The 23379-nt window shown below is 64.9% G+C and carries 22 protein-coding genes; 7 read left to right on the plus strand and 15 right to left on the minus strand.

What is annotated here, in order from left to right; all coding sequences use genetic code 11:
- Window positions 1-70: 70 nt before the first annotated feature.
- The 7 genes from E3U47_RS18535 to E3U47_RS18565 form a co-directional block, all read right to left on the minus strand.
- A complete protein-coding gene (locus E3U47_RS18535; RefSeq protein ID WP_134693127.1) occupies window positions 71-1123 on the minus strand; it encodes an AI-2E family transporter in 1053 nt (350 codons plus the stop codon).
- Window positions 1124-1135: 12 nt separating this feature from the next.
- Window positions 1136-1930 carry a DUF4892 domain-containing protein gene (locus E3U47_RS18540; RefSeq protein WP_134693128.1) on the minus strand — a complete coding sequence of 265 codons (795 nt, stop codon included), beginning with the start codon at window positions 1928-1930 and terminating at the stop codon, window positions 1136-1138.
- A 102-nt stretch (window positions 1931-2032) separates the two neighbouring features.
- Entirely contained in the window at window positions 2033-2887 is an 855-nt protein-coding gene (locus tag E3U47_RS18545; RefSeq protein WP_134693129.1) for an alpha/beta hydrolase, read from the minus strand.
- Window positions 2884-3672: an alpha/beta fold hydrolase gene (locus E3U47_RS18550; protein WP_134693130.1), complete on the minus strand. Its 789-nt coding sequence runs from the start codon at window positions 3670-3672 to the stop codon at window positions 2884-2886. The genes E3U47_RS18545 and E3U47_RS18550 overlap by 4 nt, the downstream gene beginning before the upstream one ends.
- A 205-nt stretch (window positions 3673-3877) precedes the next feature.
- Window positions 3878-4336: a phosphohistidine phosphatase SixA gene (gene sixA, locus E3U47_RS18555; protein WP_134693131.1), complete on the minus strand. Its 459-nt coding sequence runs from the start codon at window positions 4334-4336 to the stop codon at window positions 3878-3880.
- A complete protein-coding gene (locus E3U47_RS18560) occupies window positions 4333-4680 on the minus strand; it encodes a DUF4389 domain-containing protein (protein ID WP_134693132.1) in 348 nt (115 codons plus the stop codon). The genes sixA and E3U47_RS18560 overlap by 4 nt, the downstream gene beginning before the upstream one ends.
- Before the next feature lie 12 nt (window positions 4681-4692).
- Window positions 4693-5718: an NAD(P)H-dependent glycerol-3-phosphate dehydrogenase gene (locus E3U47_RS18565; protein ID WP_134693133.1), complete on the minus strand. Its 1026-nt coding sequence runs from the start codon at window positions 5716-5718 to the stop codon at window positions 4693-4695.
- 169 nt (window positions 5719-5887) lie between these two features.
- On the opposite strand from E3U47_RS18565, the gene E3U47_RS18570 reads away from it, so the two are divergent.
- From E3U47_RS18570 to fabB, 5 genes are all read left to right on the plus strand, one after another.
- Window positions 5888-8002 (plus strand): TonB-dependent siderophore receptor, encoded by a 2115-nt coding sequence (locus tag E3U47_RS18570; RefSeq protein WP_134693134.1) that lies wholly within the window; start codon window positions 5888-5890, stop codon window positions 8000-8002.
- On the plus strand, window positions 8002-8889 hold the full coding sequence (locus E3U47_RS18575; RefSeq protein WP_134693135.1) for an ABC transporter substrate-binding protein: 888 nt from the start codon (window positions 8002-8004) through the stop codon (window positions 8887-8889). The genes E3U47_RS18570 and E3U47_RS18575 overlap by 1 nt, the downstream gene beginning before the upstream one ends.
- Entirely contained in the window at window positions 8886-10805 is a 1920-nt protein-coding gene (locus tag E3U47_RS18580; RefSeq protein ID WP_134693136.1) for an ATP-binding protein, read from the plus strand. The genes E3U47_RS18575 and E3U47_RS18580 overlap by 4 nt, the downstream gene beginning before the upstream one ends.
- Before the next feature lie 206 nt (window positions 10806-11011).
- The gene (fabA, locus tag E3U47_RS18585; RefSeq protein WP_011534736.1) at window positions 11012-11527 is read left to right on the plus strand and encodes a 3-hydroxyacyl-[acyl-carrier-protein] dehydratase FabA; all 516 of its coding nucleotides are present in this window, start codon (window positions 11012-11014) and stop codon (window positions 11525-11527) included.
- Between the two features lie 11 nt (window positions 11528-11538).
- Window positions 11539-12756: a beta-ketoacyl-ACP synthase I gene (gene fabB, locus E3U47_RS18590; RefSeq protein ID WP_134693137.1), complete on the plus strand. Its 1218-nt coding sequence runs from the start codon at window positions 11539-11541 to the stop codon at window positions 12754-12756.
- A 214-nt stretch (window positions 12757-12970) separates the two neighbouring features.
- On the opposite strand, the gene E3U47_RS18595 is transcribed toward fabB, so the two are convergent.
- Together E3U47_RS18595 and E3U47_RS18600 are read right to left on the minus strand one after the other, a co-directional pair.
- Window positions 12971-14596 (minus strand): methyl-accepting chemotaxis protein, encoded by a 1626-nt coding sequence (locus E3U47_RS18595; RefSeq protein ID WP_134693138.1) that lies wholly within the window; start codon window positions 14594-14596, stop codon window positions 12971-12973.
- Between the two features lie 115 nt (window positions 14597-14711).
- Entirely contained in the window at window positions 14712-15719 is a 1008-nt protein-coding gene (locus tag E3U47_RS18600) for an amidohydrolase family protein (protein ID WP_134693139.1), read from the minus strand.
- Between the two features lie 109 nt (window positions 15720-15828).
- On the opposite strand from E3U47_RS18600, the gene E3U47_RS18605 reads away from it, so the two are divergent.
- Window positions 15829-16692 carry a pirin family protein gene (locus tag E3U47_RS18605; protein WP_134693140.1) on the plus strand — a complete coding sequence of 288 codons (864 nt, stop codon included), beginning with the start codon at window positions 15829-15831 and terminating at the stop codon, window positions 16690-16692.
- A 116-nt stretch (window positions 16693-16808) separates the two neighbouring features.
- Here the strand turns inward: E3U47_RS18605 and E3U47_RS18610 are convergent, their stop codons facing one another.
- The 4 genes from E3U47_RS18610 to E3U47_RS18625 all read right to left on the minus strand — a co-directional run bounded on the left by E3U47_RS18610 (window position 16809) and on the right by E3U47_RS18625 (window position 20570).
- Window positions 16809-17534 carry a dienelactone hydrolase family protein gene (locus tag E3U47_RS18610; RefSeq protein WP_134693141.1) on the minus strand — a complete coding sequence of 242 codons (726 nt, stop codon included), beginning with the start codon at window positions 17532-17534 and terminating at the stop codon, window positions 16809-16811.
- Between the two features lie 101 nt (window positions 17535-17635).
- Entirely contained in the window at window positions 17636-19543 is a 1908-nt protein-coding gene (gene htpG, locus E3U47_RS18615; protein ID WP_134693142.1) for a molecular chaperone HtpG, read from the minus strand.
- Between the two features lie 95 nt (window positions 19544-19638).
- Entirely contained in the window at window positions 19639-20097 is a 459-nt protein-coding gene (locus E3U47_RS18620; protein WP_134693143.1) for a PaaI family thioesterase, read from the minus strand.
- On the minus strand, window positions 20094-20570 hold the full coding sequence (locus tag E3U47_RS18625; RefSeq protein ID WP_134693144.1) for a PaaI family thioesterase: 477 nt from the start codon (window positions 20568-20570) through the stop codon (window positions 20094-20096). Before E3U47_RS18625 ends, E3U47_RS18620 begins: the two co-directional genes overlap by 4 nt.
- Window positions 20571-20706: 136 nt before the next feature.
- Between E3U47_RS18625 and E3U47_RS18630 the strand changes: the two genes are divergently transcribed.
- Window positions 20707-20991: a hypothetical protein gene (locus E3U47_RS18630; RefSeq protein WP_134693145.1), complete on the plus strand. Its 285-nt coding sequence runs from the start codon at window positions 20707-20709 to the stop codon at window positions 20989-20991.
- Between the two features lie 67 nt (window positions 20992-21058).
- Here the strand turns inward: E3U47_RS18630 and E3U47_RS18635 are convergent, their stop codons facing one another.
- Together E3U47_RS18635 and brnQ are read right to left on the minus strand one after the other, a co-directional pair.
- Window positions 21059-21802, minus strand: a complete 744-nt coding sequence (locus tag E3U47_RS18635) for a DUF599 domain-containing protein (protein ID WP_134693146.1) — start codon at window positions 21800-21802, stop codon at window positions 21059-21061.
- A gap of 209 nt (window positions 21803-22011) precedes the next feature.
- Window positions 22012-23325, minus strand: a complete 1314-nt coding sequence (gene brnQ / locus E3U47_RS18640) for a branched-chain amino acid transport system II carrier protein (protein WP_134693147.1) — start codon at window positions 23323-23325, stop codon at window positions 22012-22014.
- Between the last annotated feature and the right edge of the window lie 54 nt (window positions 23326-23379).

A 23379-nucleotide genomic window follows, 5' to 3' on the forward strand; every position in this document is an offset into this window, starting at 1 on the left:
GCCTGTTCGCCGGCAAGCCGATTCCTACGGGGTGATCACTGTAGGAGCCGGCTTGCCGGCGAACCGGACTTCAATGCTGCGGCGTGTGCTGCGCGGAATTGCGGCTCCAGTCCAGCAACAGGCTATAGCCGACAGCCAGCAAGGTCGGCCCGATGAACAGGCCGATGAAGCCGAACGCGATCAGCCCGCCGAACACCCCGAGCAGCACGATCACCAGCGGCAGGTTACCGCCTCGGCTGATAAGGTAGGGCTTGAGCACGTTGTCCACGCCGCTGATGATGAAGGTACCCCACACCCCGAGGAACACCGCCATGCCATAGTCGCCCTTCCACACCAGCCAGGCGGTGGCGGGGATCCAGGCCAGCGGCGGGCCCATGGGGATCAGGCTGAGCATGAAAGTCACCAGGCCCAGCACGATGGCCCCTGGCACCCCGGCGATCAGGAAGCCGATCAGCGCCAACAGGGCCTGGGCCGCCGCAGTACCGATCACGCCGTTGACCACCCGCTGCACGGTGCCAGCGACCAGCTCGACGTAGTACTCGGCGCGTTCGCCCACCAGCCGGTGCAGCAGCCGGTGCACGAATGCCGCCAAGCGTGGGCCATCGCGGTAGAAGAAGAACACGAACACCAGACTGAGCGTGAGCTCCAGCACGCCACTGCCGATCTGCGCACTGCGCGCCAGCAGCCAGTTGCCCACCTGGCCGAGATAGGGCTTGGCCGAAGCCAGCAAGGCCGCGCCTTGCTGGTCGAGGGATTGCCACCAACTGACCAGGCGCTCACCGACGAAAGGAATGCTGCCCACCCAGGCCGGCGCATCGGGCAAGCCGTCGACCTGCACGTCACGCACAAAGGCGGTGGCATCGCGGATATGGTCGGCCAGATTGAAGCCCAGCCACACCAGCGGCAACGCCACCAGCAGGATCCACACCGTGGTCAGCAGGCTCGCGGCCAGGGTCTCGCGGCCACCGAGCAGGCGGGTCAGCAAGCGCATCAGCGGCCAGCTGGCAAAGGCCAGGATGGCGCCCCACAGCAGCGCCGAGATGAACGGCGCCATTACCCACAGCGCGGCGCCCAGCAGGGTCAGCAGCAGGATCTGGATCAACAGGCGGTCATTGTTGGCCATGGTGGTGCTCACTCAACGGATCAGTTCCAGGTGCAGGCCTTCGGTCGGGGCCTCGCCCACCTCGAGCCGAGCACTGCGCACGCCGGCCTTGACCAGTTGCTCGCGCCAGGCCTCGGCGCCCTTGCCACTGAGGCTGGCACGCAGGGTGCTGTCGAGGTTCAGGCTGCGGGCCAACAGCGTCGCCCAGGCGGCCTGGGGCTCGGCCAGGTCAGGGTAGTCGAGCTTGCCGGTGTCGCGCAGCTCGCGCAGCACCGTGGCGGCGGTGGGCAGTAGCTCGCCCAACGGACTGCCGGCGACGAACTCCTCGACATGCAGGTAGGCGCGGCGGTTGCCGCGGGTCACGCTGTACAGCGCCACCAGGGTGTCGGCTTCTTCGGCGGAGCGGCGCAACAGGATGAATGCCTGCTGTTCATCGCCGCCGTTGAGGCGGGCGTTGGCGAACACGTCGTTGGCCCACAGGCTGGCCTCGCCGCAGTCGCGGCCCTGGCACCAGAACAACGGATAGCCGCCATCGCGCTGCAAGGCCTCGCGGGCGCTGGTAAAGGCTTCGCGGGCACTGCGCTCGACCGGCAGTTCATAGGTGATCGAGCTGACCTGGCCACGGCTCTCGACTTTGTCCTCGACCCGCAGGCGGCCGCTGATCTTGCGCAGCGGACCCATGGGATAGACGCGCTCCTGCGCCACGGCGGGGCGCTGGTCGACGACCTTGGCATCGACTGGCACCGGCAGGCTGCCGGCCCACAGCCACGGGCTGGCGATCGCCAGGCAAGCGGCGACGGCGCCGCGAACGAACACAGGTGCGCTCATCGGCCGCCCTCGCATAGGGCGTGGCGTGGCGCATGGATGTCTGGCATGTACATGGTTGTCTCCCTTTCAACCCGCCAAGCCTCGACACTTGTCCGGTGCAAGTCAAGGAATGCCAAAAAAGCGATTGAAACAGTCTGCGACAAGGGCCGCGCCCTCGGCGTCGTTCAGGTGCAGGTGATGCCCCCCCGGCAGGGTCACCTGCTCGAAGGGTAGCTGCTCCAGCAACGCTGTGTGGCGCGCGAGCATGCCATCGGCGGCCACCACCAGGCAGGTCGGGCAGGCGATGCGCTTGATGAAGGCCATGGCCTGGTCCGGGTGCAGACGGCTTGCCGAGGGCAAGGTCAGGCGGCTGTCGCTGCGCCAGCTGTAGCCGCCAGGCACCGGCATCAGGCCGCGCTGGGCCAGCAATTCGGCAGCTTCGCGGCTGACCGCGACCATGCCTTTCATGCGCGCCTCGACGCCCTCCTCCAGGGTCGGGTATACCGACTTGCGCTTGCCCTCCAGGCGCAACTGCGCCTGCAACGCCAGCCCCAGGCGCTCGGCGGCGTCCTGCTCGCTCAGCGTCGGCGGGATCACCCCGTCGATCAGTGCCAGGTGACTGACGCGCTCGGGCAAGGCACCGGCCAGTTGCACGGCGATGATCGCCCCCAACGAATGACCGAGCAGGCCGAAACGCTGCCAGCCCAGTTGCTCGGCCACCCGCAGCACGTCGTGGGCATAGTCGGCCAGGGCGTAGCCGGCCCCCACCGGGCGGTGCGCCGAGTAGCCATGCCCGGCCAGGTCCAGGGCGACGATGCGCAGCCCCTTCAACTGCGGCGCCAGGCGGGCGAAACTGTTGGCGTTGTCGAGCCAGCCGTGCAGGGCGATCAGCGGCAGGCCATCGGCCGGGCCGAACAGGTGCGCGGCCAGCTCGATATGGCCCAGGGTCAGGCGAACCTCCTCGACCTGGGCGCTCATGCCTGGCTCCAGCGCGCGAACAGCTCGCGGATCAAGCTAGCGGTCTCGCCTGGCCGCTCCAGCGGGAACATGTGCCCGCCCGGCAAGCTGTGGTACTCACCCCTGGGCATGCCGCGCACGGCCAGGGCATGGTGCTTGCGGATCACCCGGCTCTGGGCGCCACGGACCATGGCCAGCGGCACCTGCAACTGACGCGGCCGCGCGGGGCTGACATGGGGGATGCTGCGAAAGATGCTGATCTCGGTGGCCGGGTCGAAACGCAGGCGCAGGCCGTCGTCACCCGCTTCCAGGCCATGCTCGAGGTAGGCCTCCAGGCAGTCCGGATCGAAGTGACGGAACAGGGTCTTGCCGGCGAAGTAGCTGCGCGCGCTGCCGCGGTCAGGGAAGGCCTCGCGACGGCCCAGGGTGCGCCCGGCCGGGGTGATGCGGTCGATCAAGCCCAGGCGCTTGGCGGCCTGGATCAGCCATTCGTCGACGCGGGTCAGCACCGGCGAATCGAGCATCACCACGCCGCGGTAGAACTCTGGGCGGCGCAAGGCCGCGTGCAGGTGCAGCACGCCACCCAGGGAATGGCCGACACCCCACACCGGCGCATCCTGCTGTTCAAGGTGATGCAGCAGCTCGTCCACCAGGCTTTGCCAGTTGTCGTTCACCGGGAAGCGCGGATCATGGGCGTGCTGTGCCAGGTGCTGTACCTGGTAATCCGGCGCCAGCGCGGCGAACAGCTTGCCGTAGGTGGCCGACGGAAAGCCATTGGCGTGGGCGAAGAAGATCTGCTGCGACATGGCCGCCTGCTCTGCACGGGGGATGGATGGCCCATTGTCGACAAGGGTCGTGGGGGTGGCAACGTTCGGAAAGGTCATCGCCAAGGGCGATCAGGTCAAGCGTTGGCGGATCTGAACCCGTAGGAGCCTTGCCGACGAACACCGGCGCGCCAGTGCCGGGCCTGCTGCGCCAGCAAGGTTGGCTCCTGCAGGAATCGGGCAGGCCTCAGCCTGCGTGGTGCAGGCCGCGCAGGGTCATCAACCCGGCCAGTGGCCAGTCGCCTTCCAGTTCGGCCAGGCTGGCCGTGCTCAGCGGCGCTGGCTGCTGGCCGTGGCCATGCTCGAGCATCCCCACCAGGGTGCCCACCAGCGGCTGGTGACTGACCAGCAACACCTGCTCCAGGCCCAGCCGTTCAATTTCGCCGATCACCTGCTGCGCATCGCTTTGCGGAGTCAGCCAGGGCACCGTGCGCACCGGCTCGGCGAAGCCCAGGGCGCCGTGCACCAGGGCCGCGGTCTGCTGGGCGCGCACGTAGGGGCTGGCCAGGATCGCCTGCAACGGCTGGCCCAGCAGCCGCGCGGCACTGTGCAGCACCTGCTCGCGACCATGGGCGGTCAGGCGCCGCTCGGCATCGGTAGTGGCCCGCGGCTCGGCCTCGCCGTGGCGCAGCACCCACAGCTTCACAGCTTGGGCTCCTGGTCGCGCGCCGGGTGCGGCGCCGGGGCCACGGCGTGGGGCGTTTCGCCCTCAGGCGCGCGGGGTGCCGGCCAGTCGGCGAATGGCCAGGGCTTCTGGTCAGTGTGGAAGGTGCCGAAACGACCGATTTGCGCCAGGTACTGGCTGAGGCTGTCGCCGAAGTTCATCAGGCTGGCGCTCGGCGCGCCATACACCAGGCGATAGATCAGCTGGACCAGCACCAGGCCGCCCAGCAACAGCTGGGCCACGTGCCAGACCAACAGGAACACCAGCATCCACAGTACGCGCAGGATGATCGACTCGCGCTGGGCGCGCTCGGGGGTATCGTTCATGGGGACGCTCCTTCAGTTGAAACCGCTGGTGGAAATGAAATCGACGTCGGTCTTGGGCTCGGCGCGCATCAAGTGCTCGATCACCTGATTCAGCGTGCGGCCCTCGAACAGGATCGCATGCAGCCCGGCCACCAACGGCATGTACACCCCCACTTCCTGAGCCTTGGCCTTGAGTACCTTGAGCGTGTTGACGCCCTCGGCCACTTCGCCCAGGCGGCTGACCGCCTCGTCCAGGCTCAGGCCCTGGCCCAGGGCGTGGCCAACCTGGTAGTTGCGGCTCTTGGGCGAGGAGCAGGTGACGATCAGGTCGCCGACCCCGGCCAGGCCCAGGAAGGTCATGGGGTTGGCGCCTTGGCTCACGGCGAAGCGGGTCATCTCGGCCAGGGCGCGGGTGATCAGCATGCTCTTGGTGTTCTCGCCCATCCCCAAGGCCACCGCCATGCCGGCGATGATCGCGTAGACGTTCTTCAAGGCGCCGCCCAGCTCGACGCCGAAGCGGTCGCTGCTGGCATACACGCGGAAGGTACGGCCATGCAGCACGGCCTGCACCTGCTGGCACAACGCTTCGTCCTCGCTGGCGACCACGGTGGCGGTCAGCGCGTGCTCGGCGATCTCACGGGCCAGATTGGGGCCGGACAGCACGCCGATGCGCGCCTGCGGAGCGATCTCTTCGAGGATCTGGCTCATCAGCTTGAAGGTGTGCGCCTCGATGCCCTTGGTCAGGCTGACCAGGCCCTTGCCGCGCAGCAGCTCGGCGTGGGGCGCCAGCACGCTGCGCAAGGCGCTGGACGGCAGGGCGACGAAGATCAGGGCGCTGCCCTGCAGGGTGGCGAGCAGGTCGTTGACCGGCTCGACGCCGTCATGCAAGCGAATGCCCTTGAGATACCGCGGATTCTCGCGGTTGACGCGCATCGCCTCGGCTTGCGCCGGGTCGCGCATCCACTGGCGCACGGGGTGGCCGTTCGCCGCCAGCAGGTTCGCCACGGCGGTGCCGAAGCTGCCGCCTCCAAGAACTGCAACAGGTTGCTGTTCAGTCATATCCAATCCGTTAACCAATAAAAGTAAGTGGCGACCGGCGCATTATACGGGGCACATGCGACAGAACCAGTGCCTACCCGGCGATGCGGCAATCTGCCAAGCGCGGATCACTGGCAAATGCCGTGTGGTCGGTTAACATGCCTGATTCATCCATGAAACAAGGCCTCACGTGTTCCCCGGCACGCCCCCCTACCCACGCCTGCTGTTGCTGACTGCCCTGTTGGGCGGCCCGGCCGTGGCCGACGATCTATTCATCGACAACCAGGACCTGCCCCAGGTTCTGACCGCCACGCGCCTGAAACAATCCCCGGCGGCCGTGCCCGGCAGCATGACCGTGCTCGACAGCGAACTGATCCGCGCCAGCGGCGCCCGCGATATCCCCGAGCTGCTGCGCCTGGTCCCCGGCATGATGATCGGCTACGGCGCCGGCAACCAGCCCACGGTCAACTACCACGGCAGCAACGTCAACGACGCCCGGCGCATGCAGGTGCTGATCGATGGCCGTTCGGTATACCGAGCCGGCCTGGCCACGGTGGACTGGAGCGACATCCCTGTGGCCCTCGAGGATATCGAGCGCATCGAGGTGTTCCGCGGCCCCAATACCGTCAGCTACGGCGCCAATGCGCTGATGGCGGTAGTCAACATCCTCACCCGCAACCCAGCCGACAGCCATGGCACGCGATTGAAGCTGACCCGCGGCCAGGATGGCATCAACGACTACTACGCCAGCCAGGGTTTCGGCTGGGACGGCGGCGACCTGCGCCTGTCGCTGTCGGGCCAGCAGGACGACGGCTTCGACCAGGACCAGTTCGGCCACGACTACCGCGACAGCCGCCGGGCCAACCGCATCAACATCAATGCCGTGCACAGCCTGGCGCCCAACCAGACCCTGGAATGGCAACTGGCGGCCAAGGAAGGCAGCAACCAAAGGCCCTATACCTACCAGCCGGTGTTCGGCAACTACCGCGCCGGTAACGATGCCGACGTCAACGCGAAGGACTATGCAGGCTCCGTGCGCTGGAACATCGACATCAACCCCGAGCACAGCCTGTACATCCAGGGCTCGGCCCAGCACTTCGACCGCCAGCAGGTGTGGCAAGCCTGTGATGCGGCCATTGCCTTCAGCCCGGAGCTGACCCGCATGTGGCAGCTTGATCCGAACTTCACCGAGAAGGTCGCGCGCAACCTGTACACCGGCCACCTGCCCGCCACCAGCGACCCCCAGCTCGGCGCTTTGCTGGGCCAGGTGCAGGACCAATGGGCCAACGGTGGCCGCAACACCATCTGTGGCAACGTCGACCAAAGCACCCGCGAGACACGCTACGACCTGGAAATCCAGGACACCTTGAGCCTGACCGACAGCCTGCGCCTGGTCAGCGGGGCGAACTTGCGCTATGACCGGGCCGATTCGCAGACCTACTTCAACGGCAGCATCGACGACCGCACCTGGCGCCTGTTCGGCCAGCTCGAATGGCGCGCCGACGAGCACTGGATCCTGCAGGGCGGCGCGATGTTCGAAGACACCCAGCTGTCCGGCAGTTCACTGACGCCGCGGGTGGCGCTGAACTACCTGATCACCCCGCGCCATGGCCTGCGCGCGGTGTATTCCGAGGCCATCCGTTCGCCCGACATGTTCGAGAACAATGTCAACTGGAGCTACACGGTCAAGAACCTCAGCCCCAACCGCTATGGCCTGCAAAACGGCGAATACTTCGTCAAGACCCGCGGCCCCGGCAACCTCGACCAGGAGCGCATGCGCTCGCGCGAACTGGGCTACAACGGCTATTTCAGCGACCTGGACCTGAACCTCGACGTGAAGCTGTTCTACGACGAGATCACCGGGATGATCAGCGAGCCGCTGAAGAACAACCAGTTCATCGCCAGCAACGCCAACAAGGCGCGTTTCAGCGGCAGCGAGGCCCAGTTCGACTGGCGGCTGAGCGCCCGCGACCGCCTGCGCCTGACCTACGCCTACGTCGATGCCTGGGCCAGCAACTCCGCCGACCGCCGCCTGAGCGCGCGCAACAGCGGCTCGGCCGGCTGGCTGCGCGACTGGGGTCAGGGCTGGTCGAGCGCCCTCTTCTATTACGGCGACGACGCGCTCAACCAATACCGCTACGAGCGCATCGACCTGCGCCTGGCCAAGCGCTTCAAGATCCAGGGCAGCCAGCTGGAGCTGGCCGCGCTGTGGCAGCAACGCCTCGACGACGAGCCGGTGACCATCCCGCAGAACCGCTATGACAGTCGCCATCGCCTGAGCGTCAGCGCGGAGCTGGAGTTCTGATGCTGCGCCTGCTGCGCCTGCTTTTACTGTGCTTCTGGCCCCTGGGTTCGCTGGCGGCCAGCGAGATCCTGCTGGTCGGAGCCGAAGATCAGCCGGGCATCCGCAGCTTCGTCGCCGCCCTGGAAAAGCGCCGGCCCCACGACCAGGTGCGCTTCCAGACCGTGCAGCAGTTGCCCAACCCAGCCCAGCTCAAGGCCGACACCCGGCTGATCCTGCTCGACCCCCCGGCCCTGGAATGGCGCCTGAGCGAGGCCGCCGGGCCCGTGGCACTGGCCCTGCGGGTCAGTCGGGTGCAGGCCGAGCAGCGCCTGGGAAAGTCGCGCCCCGGGTTCCTCAGCCTGCTGTGGAGCGACCCACCGCTGCAGCGCCAGCTGCGCCTGACCCGCTACCTGTTGCCGGAAGCGCGGCGCATTGGCGTGCTATATGGCACGCGCAGCCGCTTTCTGCTCGATGAACTGCGCCAGGCCGCCCAGCCGCTGGGCCTGGAGATCGTCGCCCAGGACTGGCCGGACCTGCGCGACAGCCGCCCGCTGCAGCACCTGCTCAACAACAGCGACGTGCTGCTGGGCCTGGACGATCCCGACCTGTACAACTCCAAGTCGGCCAAGAACGTGCTGCTCAGCAGCTATGGCCGGCAAATGGCGCTGATCGGGCCGAACGCCGGCTTCGTCCGCGCCGGCGCCCTGGCCAGCACCTACAGCGACCAGGACGACTGGCTCGCGGTGCTCGATCAATTGCTCGAACAAGCCCCGGCGCGCTGGCCGCGCAGCCTCTACCCCGCGCATTTTGGTGTCAGCGGCAACCAGCAGGTGGCCCGCGCCCTGGGCCTGGACAGCATCGATGCGGACGCCGCCGCCCTGGCCCTTGGCGAAGGAGCCACCCCATGAGCAAACGCCTGAGCTGGGACATTCATACCCGCACTCAGATCCTCAGCCTGGGCCCGGCCCTGCTGCTGACCCTGCTGTTGATCAGTTTCTTCACCTTCGTGCGCATCCAGGACTTGCGTCAGGAGCTTAATCACACCGGGCAACTGATCGCCAACCAGCTGGCACCGGCCTCTGAATACGGGGTGATCTCGGGCAACAACGAAGTGCTCGACAGCCTGATGCGCGCGACCTTGAGCATTCCCCATGTGCGCTTCCTCGAGGTGCAGGACAGCCGCAACCATATCCTGGTGTATGTCGAGCAGCCGGACGAGAGCCTCAACCGCGCGCAGCGCGTGGAAGTGTTCCAGGCGCCGATCCGCCTGCAGCAGATCCGCCTGGACAGCGACTTCCTGCAAGGCAAGGCGCCGCGCCCGGCCATCGGCGACGACTACCTGGGCCGGGTGATCGTCGGCATGTCCGACGACGCCTTCAGCCAGCGCCAGCAAGAGATCGTGATCAAGGCGGCGATCCTGGCGCTGTTCGCCCTGCTGTTCACCTTCCTGCTGGCCCGGCGCCTGGCCATGAGCCTGTCCAAGCCGATCAGCGACATGGGCCACGCGGTGCGGGCGATCCAGCAAGGCGACTTCAACGCGCCGCTGCCGGTGGTCGACGACAGCGAGCTAGGCCACCTGGCGCGGCACATCAACAACCTGGCCAGCGCCCTGGACCAGGCGGCCCACGAACAGCAGCAGGCCATGGGCCAGTTGATCCAGGCCCGCGAGGAGGCCGAGCAGGCCAACCGCGCCAAGTCGGACTTCCTGGCGATGATGAGCCACGAGCTGCGCACGCCCATGAACGGCGTGCTGGGCATGCTGCAGTTGCTGGAAACCACCGAGCTGACCAACGAACAGGCCGAGTACACCGCGCTGGCCAGCGAGTCCACCGGCCATCTGCTCAAGGTGATCAACGATATCCTCGACTTCTCGCGGATCGAGCGCACCACCCTGGAGCTGGAGCACATCGACTTCAACCTCGGCGAACTGCTCAGCAGCAGCGTGCTGTCGTTCCAACACAGCGCCCAGCAGCGCGGCCTGGCCCTGCGCCTGGACCTGGCTCCAGGCCTGGAGCAGGTGCAGGTGGCAGGCGACCCGACGCGAATCCGCCAGATCCTGCTGAACCTGGTCGGCAATGCGCTGAAATTCACCGAGCACGGCGAAGTCGCGGTCCAGGCCCATTGCCAAGCCATCGACCGGCAATTGCTGTGGCTCACCTGCACGGTGCGCGACACCGGCATCGGCATCGACAGCAATCGCCTGGAAATGATGTTCGTCGCCTTCCAGCAGGCCGACAGCTCGATCTCCCGGCGTTATGGCGGCACCGGCCTGGGCCTGTCGATCGCCCGTACCCTGGCCGAACGCATGGGTGGCCAACTGCGTGGCGAAAGCCGCGAGGGCCTGGGCTCGACCTTCACCCTGGAGATGCCGCTGGCCCTGGCCAGCGCGCCTGTCGCGCCGGCACCTGCGCAACCGCTGATCCACGACAACGGCGGGCGCATCCTGCTGGTGGAAGATAACCCGGTCAACCAGAGCGTCATCGAGGCCATGCTGCGCAGCCTGGGTTTCGAGGTGAAACTGGCCATGGATGGCGCCCAGGCCATCGATCTGGTCGGCCAGCAACAGTTTGCCGCCGTCTTGATGGACTGCCGCCTGCCGCAGGTCGATGGCTTCGAGGCGACCCGGCGCATCCGCCTGCTGCCCCAGGCCGCCGAGCTGCCGATCATTGCCCTGACCGCCAGCGCCCTGGAGGGCGATCGTGAACGTTGCCTGGCCGCCGGCATGAACGACTACCTGAGCAAACCCTTCAAACGCACCGATCTGCAGCGCATTCTCGGCCGCTGGCTACCCGGCCGGACAGCCGCGACTGGCGATAAATGCTAAAGTGCGGCAGTCTTAAAGACTGGACAGGACCGCCGCAGGACCTGAAAATAACATTTCAGTGCACACCTGTACTTCTTTTGCCAGGTGCGCTGTGACTTTCACTACAACGCAATAGTCTACCTGTAGGCTGCCGCCCCGAACGCAGAGCGATTCGGATCGGCCGGGAAGATTCATCCCCTGCCACAGGGGGTTATTGAGGAGCTCGCATGACCAAACAAAACGCCTTTACCCGGGAAGACCTGCTGCGCTGCAGTCGCGGTGAGCTGTTCGGCCCCGGTAATGCGCAACTGCCCGCCCCGAACATGCTGATGGTCGATCGCATCACCCACATCAGCGAGGAAGGCGGCAAGTTCGGCAAAGGTGAATTGGTCGCCGAGCTGGATATCAATCCGGACCTGTGGTTCTTCGCCTGCCACTTCGAAGGCGATCCGGTGATGCCGGGCTGCCTGGGCCTGGACGCCATGTGGCAGTTGGTCGGTTTCTTCCTCGGCTGGCAAGGCCTGCCGGGCCGCGGTCGCGCCCTGGGTTCGGGCGAAGTGAAATTCTTCGGCCAGGTCCTGCCTAGCGCCAAGAAAGTCACCTACAACATTCACATCAAGCGTGTCCTCAAGGGCAAGCTGAACATGGCCATCGCCGACGGCTCGGTCAGCGTCGACGGTCGCGAGATCTACACCGCCGAAGGCCTGCGGGTCGGCGTGTTCACCTCCACTGACAATTTCTAAGGGTTATTCGCATGCGCCGCGTCGTTATCACTGGTCTGGGCATCGTATCGTGCCTGGGCAATGACAAAGCTACCGTCACCGAAAACCTGCGCAACAGCCGTCCGGGTATCCGTTACAACCCGGAATACAAGGAACAGGGGCTGCGTAGCCAGGTTTCCGGCTCCATCGACCTCAACCTCGAAGAACTGATCGACCGCAAGGTCTACCGCTTCGTCGGCCACGCTGCCGCCTACGCCTACCTGGCGATGCAGGACGCGATCAAGGACGCCGGCCTGACCGAAGAGCAGGTTTCCAACCCGCGTACCGGCCTGGTTGCCGGCTCCGGCGGCGCCTCGACCCTGAACCAGATGGAAGCGCTGGATACCCTGCGTGAAAAAGGCGTCAAGCGTGTCGGCCCGTACCGCGTCACCCGCACCATGGGCAGCACCGTGTCGGCGTGCCTGGCCACCCCGTTCAAGATCAAGGGTATCAACTACTCGATCTCGTCGGCCTGCGCTACCTCCGCGCACTGCATCGGCACCGCCCTGGAGCAGATCCAGTGGGGCAAGCAGGACATCGTCTTCGCCGGTGGCGGTGAAGAAGAACACTGGAGCCAGTCGTTCCTGTTCGATGCCATGGGCGCCCTGTCGACCAAGCGCAACGAAACCCCGGAACTGGCCTCGCGCGCCTACGATGCCGACCGTGACGGCTTCGTCATCGCTGGCGGCGGCGGCATGGTGGTGGTCGAGGAGCTCGAGCACGCCCTGGCCCGTGGCGCCAAGATCTACGCCGAGATCGTCGGCTACGGCGCCACCTCCGACGGCTACGACATGGTCGCTCCAAGCGGCGAAGGCGCGATCCGCTGCATGCAGCAGGCGCTGTCCACCGTCGACACCCCGATCGACTACCTGAACACCCACGGCACCTCCACCCCGGTCGGCGACGTCGCCGAGATGAAGGGCGTGCGTGAAGTGTTCGGTGCCAACGCGCCGAAGATCAGCTCGACCAAGAGCCTGTCCGGTCACTCGCTGGGCGCCGCAGGCGTGCACGAGGCGATCTACTGCCTGCTGATGATGGAAAACAACTTCATCGCCGGCTCCGCCAACATCGACGAGCTGGATCCGGAAGTCGCGGACCTGCCGATCGTACGCAAGACCGAAGACGCCAAGCTCACCACCGTGATGAGCAACAGCTTCGGCTTCGGCGGCACCAACGCCACCCTGGTGCTCAAGCGCTGGGAAGGCAAGTGATCGGCTGACACGCTGAACGAGAACGCCCGGACCTCAAGTCCGGGCGTTTTTGTTTGTGCTGCCAGACGATGCACACCCACCTGTAGGAGCGGCCTTGTGCCGCGAAAGGGGCGCGAAGCGGCCCCAGTATACTGGCCCTACCGATGAATCTCCGTGGGGGCGCTCCGCGCCCCTTTCGCGGCACAAGGCCGCTCCTACACACGGGCCAATCCCTTTACACGGAGAAGCGCTGCACCAGGGTATTAAGGTCCACCGCCAATCTCGACAGCGCCTGGCTGGCGGCGGACGTCTCCTCGGCCCCGGCCGATGACTGATGCGCCAGGTCTCGGATGGTGGTCAGGTTACGGTCCACTTCACGCGCCACCTGGGCCTGCTGCTCCGAAGCACTGGCAATCACCAGGTTGCGCTCGTTGATCTGGCCGATGGCCGCGGCAATCGCCTCCAGGGCATCACCTGCGCCATGGGCGCCGTCCAGGGTCGAGCGCGCCTGGGCATCGCTGTGCTGCATGCCCTGCACGGCTCGCTCGGCACCGCTGCGGATGGCGACGATCATCTGCTCGATCTCCTGGGTCGAACTTTGCGTGCGATGAGCCAGGGCGCGCACCTCGTCGGCGACCACGGCGAAACCACGCCCGGCCTCCCCGGCCCGCGCTGCCTCGATGGCGGCATTGAGCGCCAGCAGGTTGGTCTGCTCGGCAATCGAACCGATCACATCCAGCACCTTGCTGATGTCGTGCACCTGTTGCGCAAGCTGGCCAACCTCCTCGGCATTGCCCGCCACACCGCTGGCCAACGCCTCGATGGCGGCGACCGTGCCGCGCACCTGCTCACGCCCTTCGCGGGCGATCTGATCGCAGGTGCGGGACGCCTCGGAGGTAGCCACCGCATTGCTCGCCACCTCCTCCACCGCCGCGGTCATCTGGTTGACCGCAGTGGCGGCCTGTTCGATCTCCATGCTCTGTTGTTGCAGGCCGCGAGTGGCATCCTCGGTGACCGCGCTCAGTTCCTCGGAGGCAGAAGCCAACTGGCTGGCCGAATCGGAAATTCGCCCAATAGTCTCACGCAGGCTCTGCTGCATGCTCTTGAGCGCCGCCAGCAGGCGCGCCGGCTCGTCATCGCCCTGCACGGTGATCTGCGGCGTCAGGTCGCCCGTGGCCACCGTCTCGGCCACCTGCAGCGACTGCCCAAGCGGGCGCACGATACTGCGGGTCAGGGCCAGGGCCAGCACCACGGTCAAGCTCAGGGCGACCACCAGCAGCACGCCAACCCACACCTTGGCCCCGCTGTACACCGCCTCGGCCAGGTCGGTGGCGGTGTTGGCCTGGTGGTTGTTCAGCGCGATCAGTTCGTTGAGCGTGCTGGTCATCTGGTCGGCCAGCTGGTTCATCTCGCCATTGACCAGTGCCGCCGCCGCGTCGATGCGCCTTTCGCTGGCCAGTTGCACCACTTGGCCCTGCAAGGTCATGTACTGGCGCTCCAGGCCCTGGTAGCGGTCGAACAGGGTGCGCTCCTCGGGCAGCACGATCAGCCCGTCATAGTGATTCTGCGCCTTGCTCAGACCGCCCTTGATCTCCTCGATGCGCGCGCGGTTCTGCTGCTGCGCGGCCGGTTCGGTGTTGACCAGCAGGCGCAGGGTCAGGGCCCGGATGCGCAACATGTCCTGGGTCATGCTGCCCACCGAGATCACGCTGGGCAGCCAGTTGTTGTCCACTTGTTCGGACTGCTGGCGCATGTTGGTCATCTGTTGCAGGGCAAAACCGCCCAGGGCCACCACCAGCAGCGCCATGATGCCGAAGCCAAGGCCAGCGCGCGGGGCGATATTCAAGCGTCTCAGGCTCATTTCCAGGATCCCTCCCATCAGCGTTGTTTCCATTGCTTAAAGAAGGTATCGGGCCGTTTGGAATTTGCGTAAGACGAAAAGGCAATATCAAAACGCTATCCTCGATTGAAAGGCGCTACTTCACGTTTTTTGGCAGCAGATCGAGAAAATTCCGCCGGCTCACCTGCTCTGCCACCGCTGCGGGCAAAGCATCGAGGAATGGATTGAAAGCGTGCATCTGCTCGCCGATGCTGGCGAAGCGCCCCACCACATCGGACCCGAGCATGAAGCGTTCGGGGAAGCGCACGACCAGGTCGACCCAGGCCTTGCGTGGCACGCCCTGCTCATCCAGCAGGTAGGGCTCGAGCACGCTCCAGGACAAGTCCACGTACAGGTTTGGATAGTCTTCGAGCAATCGGCTGAGCACCGGCAGGAGAAAGTCCATGCGTTCCTGGTGCCGGTGAATTTCCATGCTGCTGCCGGCATGGGCCCAGATGAAGCGGGTATGCGGGTGGTTACGCAACGGCTCTTCGATTTCCGCCAGGTACAGCGGGTTGCGCTCGCGCTTGGAGGTGATGTTCGAATGCAGCAACACCGGCAGGTCGCGCTCGGCGGCCAGGTGGTAAATGCGAGTCATGGCTTCGTTGTTGGCCCGCGGGGTATCGCCGCTGGTCAGTGCGGTGAGGTCGTCATGGCGAGTGAACACCTCGCCGATGCCTTGCCACAACCCCGGATAAAGTTCGAGCATGCGCTCGATATGGCTGACGGCATTCTTGTCCACCGGGTTGAAGCCGGTGAGAAACGGGTGGAAGCGCCTGCGCTGCTCGACAGGCAGCTTTTCCAGCGCGGCGGCGACGTACAGATCGGTGGCGCTGTACCAGTAGGCATCGGCATCGTCGCCGGCGTAGTAGCGCGGGCGCTTGGGTTCGTCCTCGTGCCATTTCTTGGCCACCGGGATGCCGGAGATCATCGACTGCTCGACCCCGGCCTCGTCCATGGCCTTGAGCAAGGCCGGCATGCCTTCGGTTTCCTGGAAGAAATCCACGTAGTGCAGATGGGCGTCGCTGTAGCGGTAGCCGCGGGCTTGCGCAGTGTCGAACAGGCTTGCGCTCAACAGCAGGCAGGCCAATGTGCGGGCAATCATCTCAGGCTCCTTTGCCGGTACCGCAAGAGTAGACCGGGCAGCGCCCGCGACGGTTCAGCCACGGCCAGCAAAACGCTATGCTTGCAGGCATCCCTCAAGGAGTGTCGCCATGAGCAGCCCCCTGGTCATCCGCCCACGCGCCGAATCGGTCGAGGGCCAGCCGATCCTGCGCCCGCTGCCCTCGGCGCAGTGTCGCAGCGTAGGCCCTTTCGTGTTCTTCGACCATATGCTGGAAACCGACTACGCGCCGGGTCATGGCATGGACATTCGCCAGCACCCGCATATTGGCCTGTCCACCCTCACCTACCTGTTCGAGGGGGAAATCCAGCACAAGGACAGCCTTGGCTCGGACCAACGCGTGCGCCCGGGAGACGTCAGCTGGATGACCGCCGGAGCGGGCGTGGCGCATGTCGAGCGCACGCCGGCCGAGGTGCTCGAGCGCGGCTCGCGGCTGCATGGGCTGCAGGTCTGGCTGGCCTCGCCGACGTCCGACGAGCAGGGCCCGGCAAGCTACAGCCATCATCCGGCGGCCAGCCTGCCGGCCAGTGACAGCCTCGGCGTGCGGATCCGCATGATCGCCGGCACCGGTTTTTGCCTGGCCTCACCGGTACCGGTGCTCTCCCCCACCCTCTACGCTCATGTGCACATGCAGGCGGCCACCACCCTGATCGTGCCGACAGAACACGCACAGCGCGCGCTGTATCTGCTCGAAGGCGAGTTGATGCTGGATGACGAGGAAGTCGAGCCATGCAGCCTGATCGTGCTGCCTGAAGGAGAAGCTGTGAGCTTGTATGCCGAGGATGAGTGCCAGCTGGTGCTGATCGGCGGCGCGCCGCTGGATGGGCCGCGGCGGATGAACTGGAATTTTGTGGCCAGTGATGCGGAGCTGATCGAACAGGCCCGGGCCAGGTGGGCTGCGGGGGATTGGCCGGTGGTGCCGGGGGAAACCTCAAGAATCGAATTGCCGCGCTGATTTTGGGGCTGCTTTGCAGCCCATCGCGACACCAGGCCGCTCCTACAGGGGGAACGCGTAACCCTTGTAGGAGCGGCCTGGTGTCGCGATGGGCCGCACAGCGGCCCCATGCAAACTCAGCGCTGGAACACTTCGCTCAGCAGGTTATGCATCGCGCGGAACGCCCGCTCGGAGGTACGCCGGTCATACTGCATCTTGCCCGGCACATTGGCGTTCGGATCGGTGAACGAGTGCACTGCCCCGCCATAGCTAAGCAACTGCCAGTCAACCTTGGCAGCATTCATCTCTTCTTCGAAGGCTGGCAACTGTTCCCTTGGCACCAATGGGTCGGACGCGCCATGCAGCACCAGCACCGAACCCTTGATGCGCTTGGCATCCTCGGGGTTCGGGGTATCCAGCGTGCCGTGGAACGACACCGCCGCCCTCAGATCGGCGCCGGTGCGGGCAAGCTCCAGGGCGCAGCAGCCGCCGAAGCAGAAACCGAACGTCGCGACCTTGCCTGGCTCGAGCAGCGCCTTCGACTGCCCCACCAGTTGCGCCAGTGCTTCCTGCATGCGCTTGCGCAGCTCGGCGCGATCGTTCTTCAGCGGCATCATTGCCGTACCGGCTTCATCAGCATTGGACGGCCGCACCGACTGGCCATACAAGTCGGCAATCAGCACCACATAGCCTTGCTCGGCCACTTCCTTGGCGATACGTTCGGCGCCCTCGCCGATACCCATCCAGTTCGGCGCCATCACCAGGCCCGGCTGCGGCAGCGCGCCCGGGGCATAGACCAGGCGGCTTTCGTAAGCCTTGCCTGACAGGTGATAGACCAGCGACTCGACGATGACCTTGCTCATTCAGCTCTCCTTGGGCGTTCACGGGTCAAGACAGGATAGATGTAATCGTAAAAGCGGCAGGCATGAAAAAGCCCGCCGGAGCGGGCTTTTCTTGCCTCAGGTCAAGCCGACAGCTCGACCAGCAGCTTGTTGAGGCGACGCACGTAGGCCGCCGGGTCCTTCAAGCTGTCGCCCGCCGCCAGCGCCGCCTGGTCGAACAGGATGTGCGACAGCTCGGCGAAGCGGTCTTCGCTCTGCTCGCCATCGAGCTTCTCGATCAGCGGGTGGCTTGGGTTGAACTCAAAGATCGGCTTGGACTCTGGCACCTTCTGCCCGCTGGCTTCGAGAATCTGGCGCATCTGCAGGCCCAGGTCCTGTTCGCCGATGGCGAGGATCGCCGGCGAGTCGGTCAGGCGGTGCGAGACACGTACCTCGGCCACGCTGTCACCCAGCGCGCCCTTAAGGCGCTCGACCAGGCCTTCCTTGTCCTTGGCGACTTCTTCCTGGGCCTTCTTGTCCTCTTCGGAGTCCAGCTTGCCCAGGTCCAGGTCGCCACGGGCGACATCGACGAACGCCTTGCCATCGAACTCGTTGAGGTAGCTCATCAGCCACTCGTCGATGCGGTCGGTCAGCAGCAGCACCTCGATGCCTTTCTTGCGGAAGACCTCCAGGTGCGGGCTGTTCTTGACCTGGGCGTGGGACTCGCCGGTCAGGAAGTAGATCTTGTCCTGGCCTTCCTTGGCGCGTGCCAGGTAATCGGCCAGGGCAACGCTCTGCTCGCCGCTGTCGTCATGGGTGGAGGCAAAGCGCAGCAGGCCTGCGATCTTCTCCTTGTTGGCGAAGTCTTCCGCCGGGCCTTCCTTCATCACCTGGCCGAAGTTCTTCCAGAAGCCCTTGTACTGTTCAGGCTCGTTCTTCGCCAGCTTCTCCAGCATGTCCAGCACGCGCTTGGTCAGTGCGGTCTTCATCGACTCGATAATCGGATCCTTCTGCAGGATCTCGCGGGAGACGTTCAGCGACAGGTCGTTGGAATCGACCACGCCCTTGATGAAGCGCAGGTACAGCGGCAGGAACGACTCGGCCTGGTCCATGATGAACACACGCTGCACGTACAGCTTGAGGCCGCGTGGCGCTTCGCGCTGGTACAGGTCGAACGGCGCGCGGGCCGGCACGTACAGCAGCGAGCTGTATTCGAGCTTGCCTTCGACCTTGTTGTGGCTCCAGGCCAGCGGGTTCTCGAAGTCGTGGCTGATGTGCTTGTAGAACTCCTGGTACTCCTCGTCCTTGACCTCGGTACGCGGACGGGTCCACAGGGCGCTGGCACGGTTGACGGTTTCCCACTCCTGCGCCGGCTGCTCTTCGCCTTCGGCGGCAGCGGCCTGCTCCTTGGGCAACTCGATCGGCAAGGCGATGTGGTCGGAGTACTTCTTGACGATGTTGCGCAGGCGCCAGCCATCGGCGAACTCGTCTTCACCGGCCTTCAGGTGCAGGACGATGCGGGTGCCGCGCTGCGGCTTGTCGATGGTGGCGACCTCGAACTCACCCTCGCCCTTGGATGACCAGTGCACGCCCTCGGCGGCCGGCAGACCGGCACGGCGGCTGAACACGTCGACCTGGTCGGCAACGATGAAGGCCGAGTAGAAACCCACGCCGAACTGACCGATCAGGTGCGAATCCTTCTTCTGGTCACCGGTGAGGTTCTTCATGAAGTCGGCGGTGCCGGACTTGGCGATGGTGCCCAAATGCGCGATGACGTCCTCGCGGCTCATGCCGATACCGTTGTCCTCGAGGGTCACGGTGTTGGCGGCCTTGTCGAAGCTGACGCGGATCTTCAGGTCGGCGTCGCCTTCGAGCAGCTCAGGCTTGGCCAGGGCCTCGAAGCGCAGCTTGTCGGCGGCGTCGGAGGCGTTGGAGATCAGTTCGCGCAGGAAGATCTCCTTGTTCGAGTACAGGGAATGGATCATGAGGTGCAGCAGCTGCTTCACCTCGGTCTGGAAGCCCAGGGTTTCTTTTTGAGTCTCCACACTCATGGTCTTCAAAACTCCAATCTGTTGGTTGGTGGCGCCCGACGGCCGTCATGGCCTGCGTTTTATGGCGGATGTCCAGCAGATGGGGGCAGCCCTGACTATTTCAAGGGCTTTTCCGGTTCGATCTTGAAATGCGCCCGCGCCGTGGCGATCGGCGCGTCGCGATCACCCTGCCAGGCGGTAATGGCGACATTGGTCACCCGCCGGCCCTGGCGCCACAGCTGGCACTGGGCGAAGGTGTCGCGGTAGTGCCCGGCGCGCAGGTAGTCGATGGAAAAGTCGATGATTTTCGGGATGCTCGCGCTTTCGCTGTAGATCAGCAGGTACAGCGCCGCCGACAGCTCCATGAAACCGGCGATCACCCCGCCATGGATCGCCGGCAACAGCGGGTTGCCGATGTTGTCGGGGTTGGCCGGCAGGTGGAACAGCAGATCGTCGCCCTGGCGCTCGCAGCGGATGCCAATCAAGCCGGCGTAGGGAATCAACGCCAGCAACGGCTGGTAATCGCCACGGGCATGGGCCTGGTTCAGTTGCTGGCGAATATCGGCCGGGATCATGCGCGCTGCTCCTTGAGGCTGTTGCCGAAGCGGATGCCACCCTTGATGTCCTGGCCCAGGCGCATGAAAGTGCCGACCACCTGGCAGATCGGCTGCGCCGGATCGTCCTGATAGGCCGAGCCACGGGTGAAGATCACATCGCGGGTCACCCGGTAGCACAGGGCGTGGCCGTAGATGTCCTTGCCCGCCTCGGCCGGGTGCATGTAGTCGATACGCAAATCCAGGGTCGGGCACACCTCGAAGCGTGGCAAGGCACACAAAGTGGCCATGCCGCAGGTGGTGTCCATCAGGGTGGTCAGGACCCCGCCATGCACCGCACCGCTCTGCGGATTGCCGACGATGGCCGGCGACCAGGGCAACACCAGGGTCATGCCCTGGGCATCGACGTGATGCACACGCATGTTCAACACCTGGCAATGTTTAAGCGCCGACAGGAAACGTTCGGCCATGCCCTGCAAGGCAGTGTCGTTCATTATCAACCCCGCATGAAATCACTGAAAAGTCCATATAGCTCGGGCAGTTATATATCTGTAACCTGGGTGGAACTTATTCGCCCCCGGCGAACTCGAAGGAACAAGTAAAGTTATTCCACCAAGGAGAGACACCCCCATGCGTAAACCTTTTGCTTTTGCTCTGATGCTGGCCGCTGCCATGGGCCTGGCTGCTTGCGATAAAGCGAGCGAAGACAAGGCCCAGGACGCACAGCAACACGCCGAGCAGGCCCAGGAAAAGATGGGCGAAGCTCAGGATAAATTGAACGACGCCGCCAAGGAAAACGCCGAAGCCGCCAAAGATCAGGCCGAAGCGCAGCAGAAGGCCGCCGAGGAAGCCGCACCGGCTACCCCAGCGCCAGAAACCGCGCCAGCGACCCCTGCCGAACCTGCCAAGCAGTAATCGCGCAGCATAAAAAAACCCGACGCTGTCGGGTTTTTTTATGCCTGGTACTTATAGCTGAAAGGCTTCAGCCGACACTATTGGAACTGTCTCTGTCTACGGCAGACGTTGCAGTGGGAGTAAATACCATCACCTCCAATACATGGGAATGAAACTCCCGTCGATACAGAATGAATACCACGCCAACACTCATGACCATGAACAGCCACGGGCTGATGAACCAACTCAACATGGCCATGCCGAAATAATAAGAACGCAAACCCAGGTTGAACTGGTTGGCGGCCAGCGACAGCACCCTCGCCGCCCGGGAGGCGAAGGCCTTGCGCTCCAGTTCGTTGACCTCGCGTTCACCGATCATCGGCGCCGAACCCACCAGGACAGCCGCGAAGTTGTATTGGCGCATGCACCAACTGAAGGTGAAGAAGGCATAGACGAACACTGTCGCCAGGCACAGCAGCTTGATTTCCGACATGCCCTGGGACGCCTGTTGCACCAGCGGCAGGTCGGCCAGCAACGACAAGGCACGGTCCGAGGCGCCCAGCACGGTGAGGATGCCGGCGAGGATGATCAGGGTGCTGGAGGCGAAGAACGAAGCATTGCGCTCCAGATTGCCGATCACGCTAGCGTCGGCGATGCGGTTGTCACGCAGCAGCATGCGGCGCATCCAGTCTTCGCGGTACAGGTGCAGCACGCTGGCCAGGCAGGCGGTGTCACGACCCTTCCAGAGCGCATAACGGGTGTAGCCGCCCCAACAGATGGCGAACCAGCAGGCTGCCACGAGGTTGCCAAGGTTGTTTTGAATGAAGCTCATGCAGGAATCCCGTCAAAGAGAAACAGACCGGTTTTCGACGCCCGGACTCGCCATAAGACACATGCGCCGTATTGATTTTCCTGCACCCGCGAAGAGGCCAGCACAGGCAACAAAAAACCCCGCGCCTTCCGGACGCGGGGTTTGATATCCACCTTTGGCAGGCGCCCTTCGGCTTGTGGCCGGCGCCCTGCCCTTCAGGTTTCAATCCATCAGGCCAGCGCCTCGCGCGGCTTGCCCAGCAGGCGATCGCAGGCAACGGCGGCGGCCAGGGTGACTACCGAAGGCACCAGCCAGGCCATGCCTTCGTCGCTGAACGGCAGGTGAGCCATGAAGTCTGGCAGCACGTGGGCCAAGCTGCTGCCCTTGACGGCGTCGACAATACCGAACACCAGCGATACCAGCATGACCGGCGCCAGGATACGGGTTGGCGAATTCCACAGGTCCTTCACGAAGCTCAGGCCCACTACCACGATGCATGGTGGGTAGATCGCCGTGAGCACGGGAATCGAGAACATGATCAGCTTGGTCAGACCCAGGTTGGAAATCACCAGCGAGAAGCCCGCCAGGATCACCACCAGGGTACGGTACGACAACGGCAGTATCTGGCTGAAGTACTCGGCGCAGGCGCAGGTAAGACCGACGGCGGTCACCAGGCAGGCCAGTGCAATCAGCACAGCGAGGAAGCCACTGCCCAGCGAGCCGAAGGTGTGCTGCACATAGGCGTGCAGGACCATCGCGCCGTTGGTGGCGTCAGCGGCGATGTCATGGCTGCCGGCGCCGAGGCGGAACAGGCTGACATACACCAGCACCAGGCCGACACCGGCAATCAGCCCGGCGATGATGGCATAGCGGGTGATCAGCTTCGGCGACTCGACCCCGCGCGAACGGATGGCGTTGACGATGACGATACCGAAGACCAGGGCGCCCAGGGTGTCCATGGTCAGGTAACCATCGGAGAACCCTTTGGAGAACGCCGCTGCGGCATAGGCCGGCTGGGCCTCGCCGATCGTGCCGGCGGGCAAGGCGAAGGCGGCGATACCCAGCACCGCCAGGGCGATGATCTTCAAGGGCGCCAGGAACCGCCCCACGGTGTCAAGCAGCTTGCCTGGGTACATGGACACGGCCAGTACCACGGCGAAATACACCACGCTGTAGATGAGCAGCGCCGTCGGACTCTCGCCGGTCAACGGCGCAACGCCCACTTCGAACGACACGGTCGCGGTGCGTGGGGTGGCGAACAGCGGGCCGACCGAAAGGTAGCAGACGGCCGCCAGCAGGCCGCCGAAGAACTTGCCGATCGGGCTGCTCAGGGCGTCCATGCCACCACCGACCTTGGCCAGGGCGACCACGGTGATGACCGGCAGGCCCACGGCGGTGACCAGGAAGCCGAGTGCCGCCATCCATACGTTCGGGCCAGATTGCAGGCCGACGATAGGCGGGAAGATGATGTTGCCGGCGCCGACGAACAGCGCGAACGTCATAAAGCCAAGCGCCAGGATATCCTGGCCTTTTAAAACTTTCATTTAAGGAAATACCACACTGCTGAAATCGGGAGTCGGAGGGGATTTCCCACAGGA

Source organism: Pseudomonas sp. RIT623 (assembly GCF_004519305.1).
In the GTDB taxonomy this organism is placed as follows: Bacteria; Pseudomonadota; Gammaproteobacteria; order Pseudomonadales; family Pseudomonadaceae; genus Aquipseudomonas.

Coding starts and splice junctions, on each gene's coding strand:
- E3U47_RS18535 (WP_134693127.1), bottom strand. CDS start 1,123: ATGGCCAACAATGACCGCCTGTTGATCCAGATCCTGCTGCTGACCCTG.
- E3U47_RS18540 (WP_134693128.1), bottom strand. CDS start 1,930: ATGAGCGCACCTGTGTTCGTTCGCGGCGCCGTCGCCGCTTGCCTGGCG.
- E3U47_RS18545 (WP_134693129.1), bottom strand. CDS start 2,887: ATGAGCGCCCAGGTCGAGGAGGTTCGCCTGACCCTGGGCCATATCGAG.
- E3U47_RS18550 (WP_134693130.1), bottom strand. CDS start 3,672: ATGTCGCAGCAGATCTTCTTCGCCCACGCCAATGGCTTTCCGTCGGCC.
- E3U47_RS18560 (WP_134693132.1), bottom strand. CDS start 4,680: ATGAACGATACCCCCGAGCGCGCCCAGCGCGAGTCGATCATCCTGCGC.
- E3U47_RS18565 (WP_134693133.1), bottom strand. CDS start 5,718: ATGACTGAACAGCAACCTGTTGCAGTTCTTGGAGGCGGCAGCTTCGGC.
- E3U47_RS18575 (WP_134693135.1), top strand. CDS start 8,002: ATGCTGCGCCTGCTGCGCCTGCTTTTACTGTGCTTCTGGCCCCTGGGT.
- E3U47_RS18580 (WP_134693136.1), top strand. CDS start 8,886: ATGAGCAAACGCCTGAGCTGGGACATTCATACCCGCACTCAGATCCTC.
- fabA (WP_011534736.1), top strand. CDS start 11,012: ATGACCAAACAAAACGCCTTTACCCGGGAAGACCTGCTGCGCTGCAGT.
- fabB (WP_134693137.1), top strand. CDS start 11,539: ATGCGCCGCGTCGTTATCACTGGTCTGGGCATCGTATCGTGCCTGGGC.
- E3U47_RS18595 (WP_134693138.1), bottom strand. CDS start 14,596: ATGAGCCTGAGACGCTTGAATATCGCCCCGCGCGCTGGCCTTGGCTTC.
- E3U47_RS18600 (WP_134693139.1), bottom strand. CDS start 15,719: ATGATTGCCCGCACATTGGCCTGCCTGCTGTTGAGCGCAAGCCTGTTC.
- E3U47_RS18605 (WP_134693140.1), top strand. CDS start 15,829: ATGAGCAGCCCCCTGGTCATCCGCCCACGCGCCGAATCGGTCGAGGGC.
- E3U47_RS18610 (WP_134693141.1), bottom strand. CDS start 17,534: ATGAGCAAGGTCATCGTCGAGTCGCTGGTCTATCACCTGTCAGGCAAG.
- htpG (WP_134693142.1), bottom strand. CDS start 19,543: ATGAGTGTGGAGACTCAAAAAGAAACCCTGGGCTTCCAGACCGAGGTG.
- E3U47_RS18620 (WP_134693143.1), bottom strand. CDS start 20,097: ATGATCCCGGCCGATATTCGCCAGCAACTGAACCAGGCCCATGCCCGT.
- E3U47_RS18625 (WP_134693144.1), bottom strand. CDS start 20,570: ATGAACGACACTGCCTTGCAGGGCATGGCCGAACGTTTCCTGTCGGCG.
- E3U47_RS18630 (WP_134693145.1), top strand. CDS start 20,707: ATGCGTAAACCTTTTGCTTTTGCTCTGATGCTGGCCGCTGCCATGGGC.
- E3U47_RS18635 (WP_134693146.1), bottom strand. CDS start 21,802: ATGAGCTTCATTCAAAACAACCTTGGCAACCTCGTGGCAGCCTGCTGG.
- brnQ (WP_134693147.1), bottom strand. CDS start 23,325: ATGAAAGTTTTAAAAGGCCAGGATATCCTGGCGCTTGGCTTTATGACG.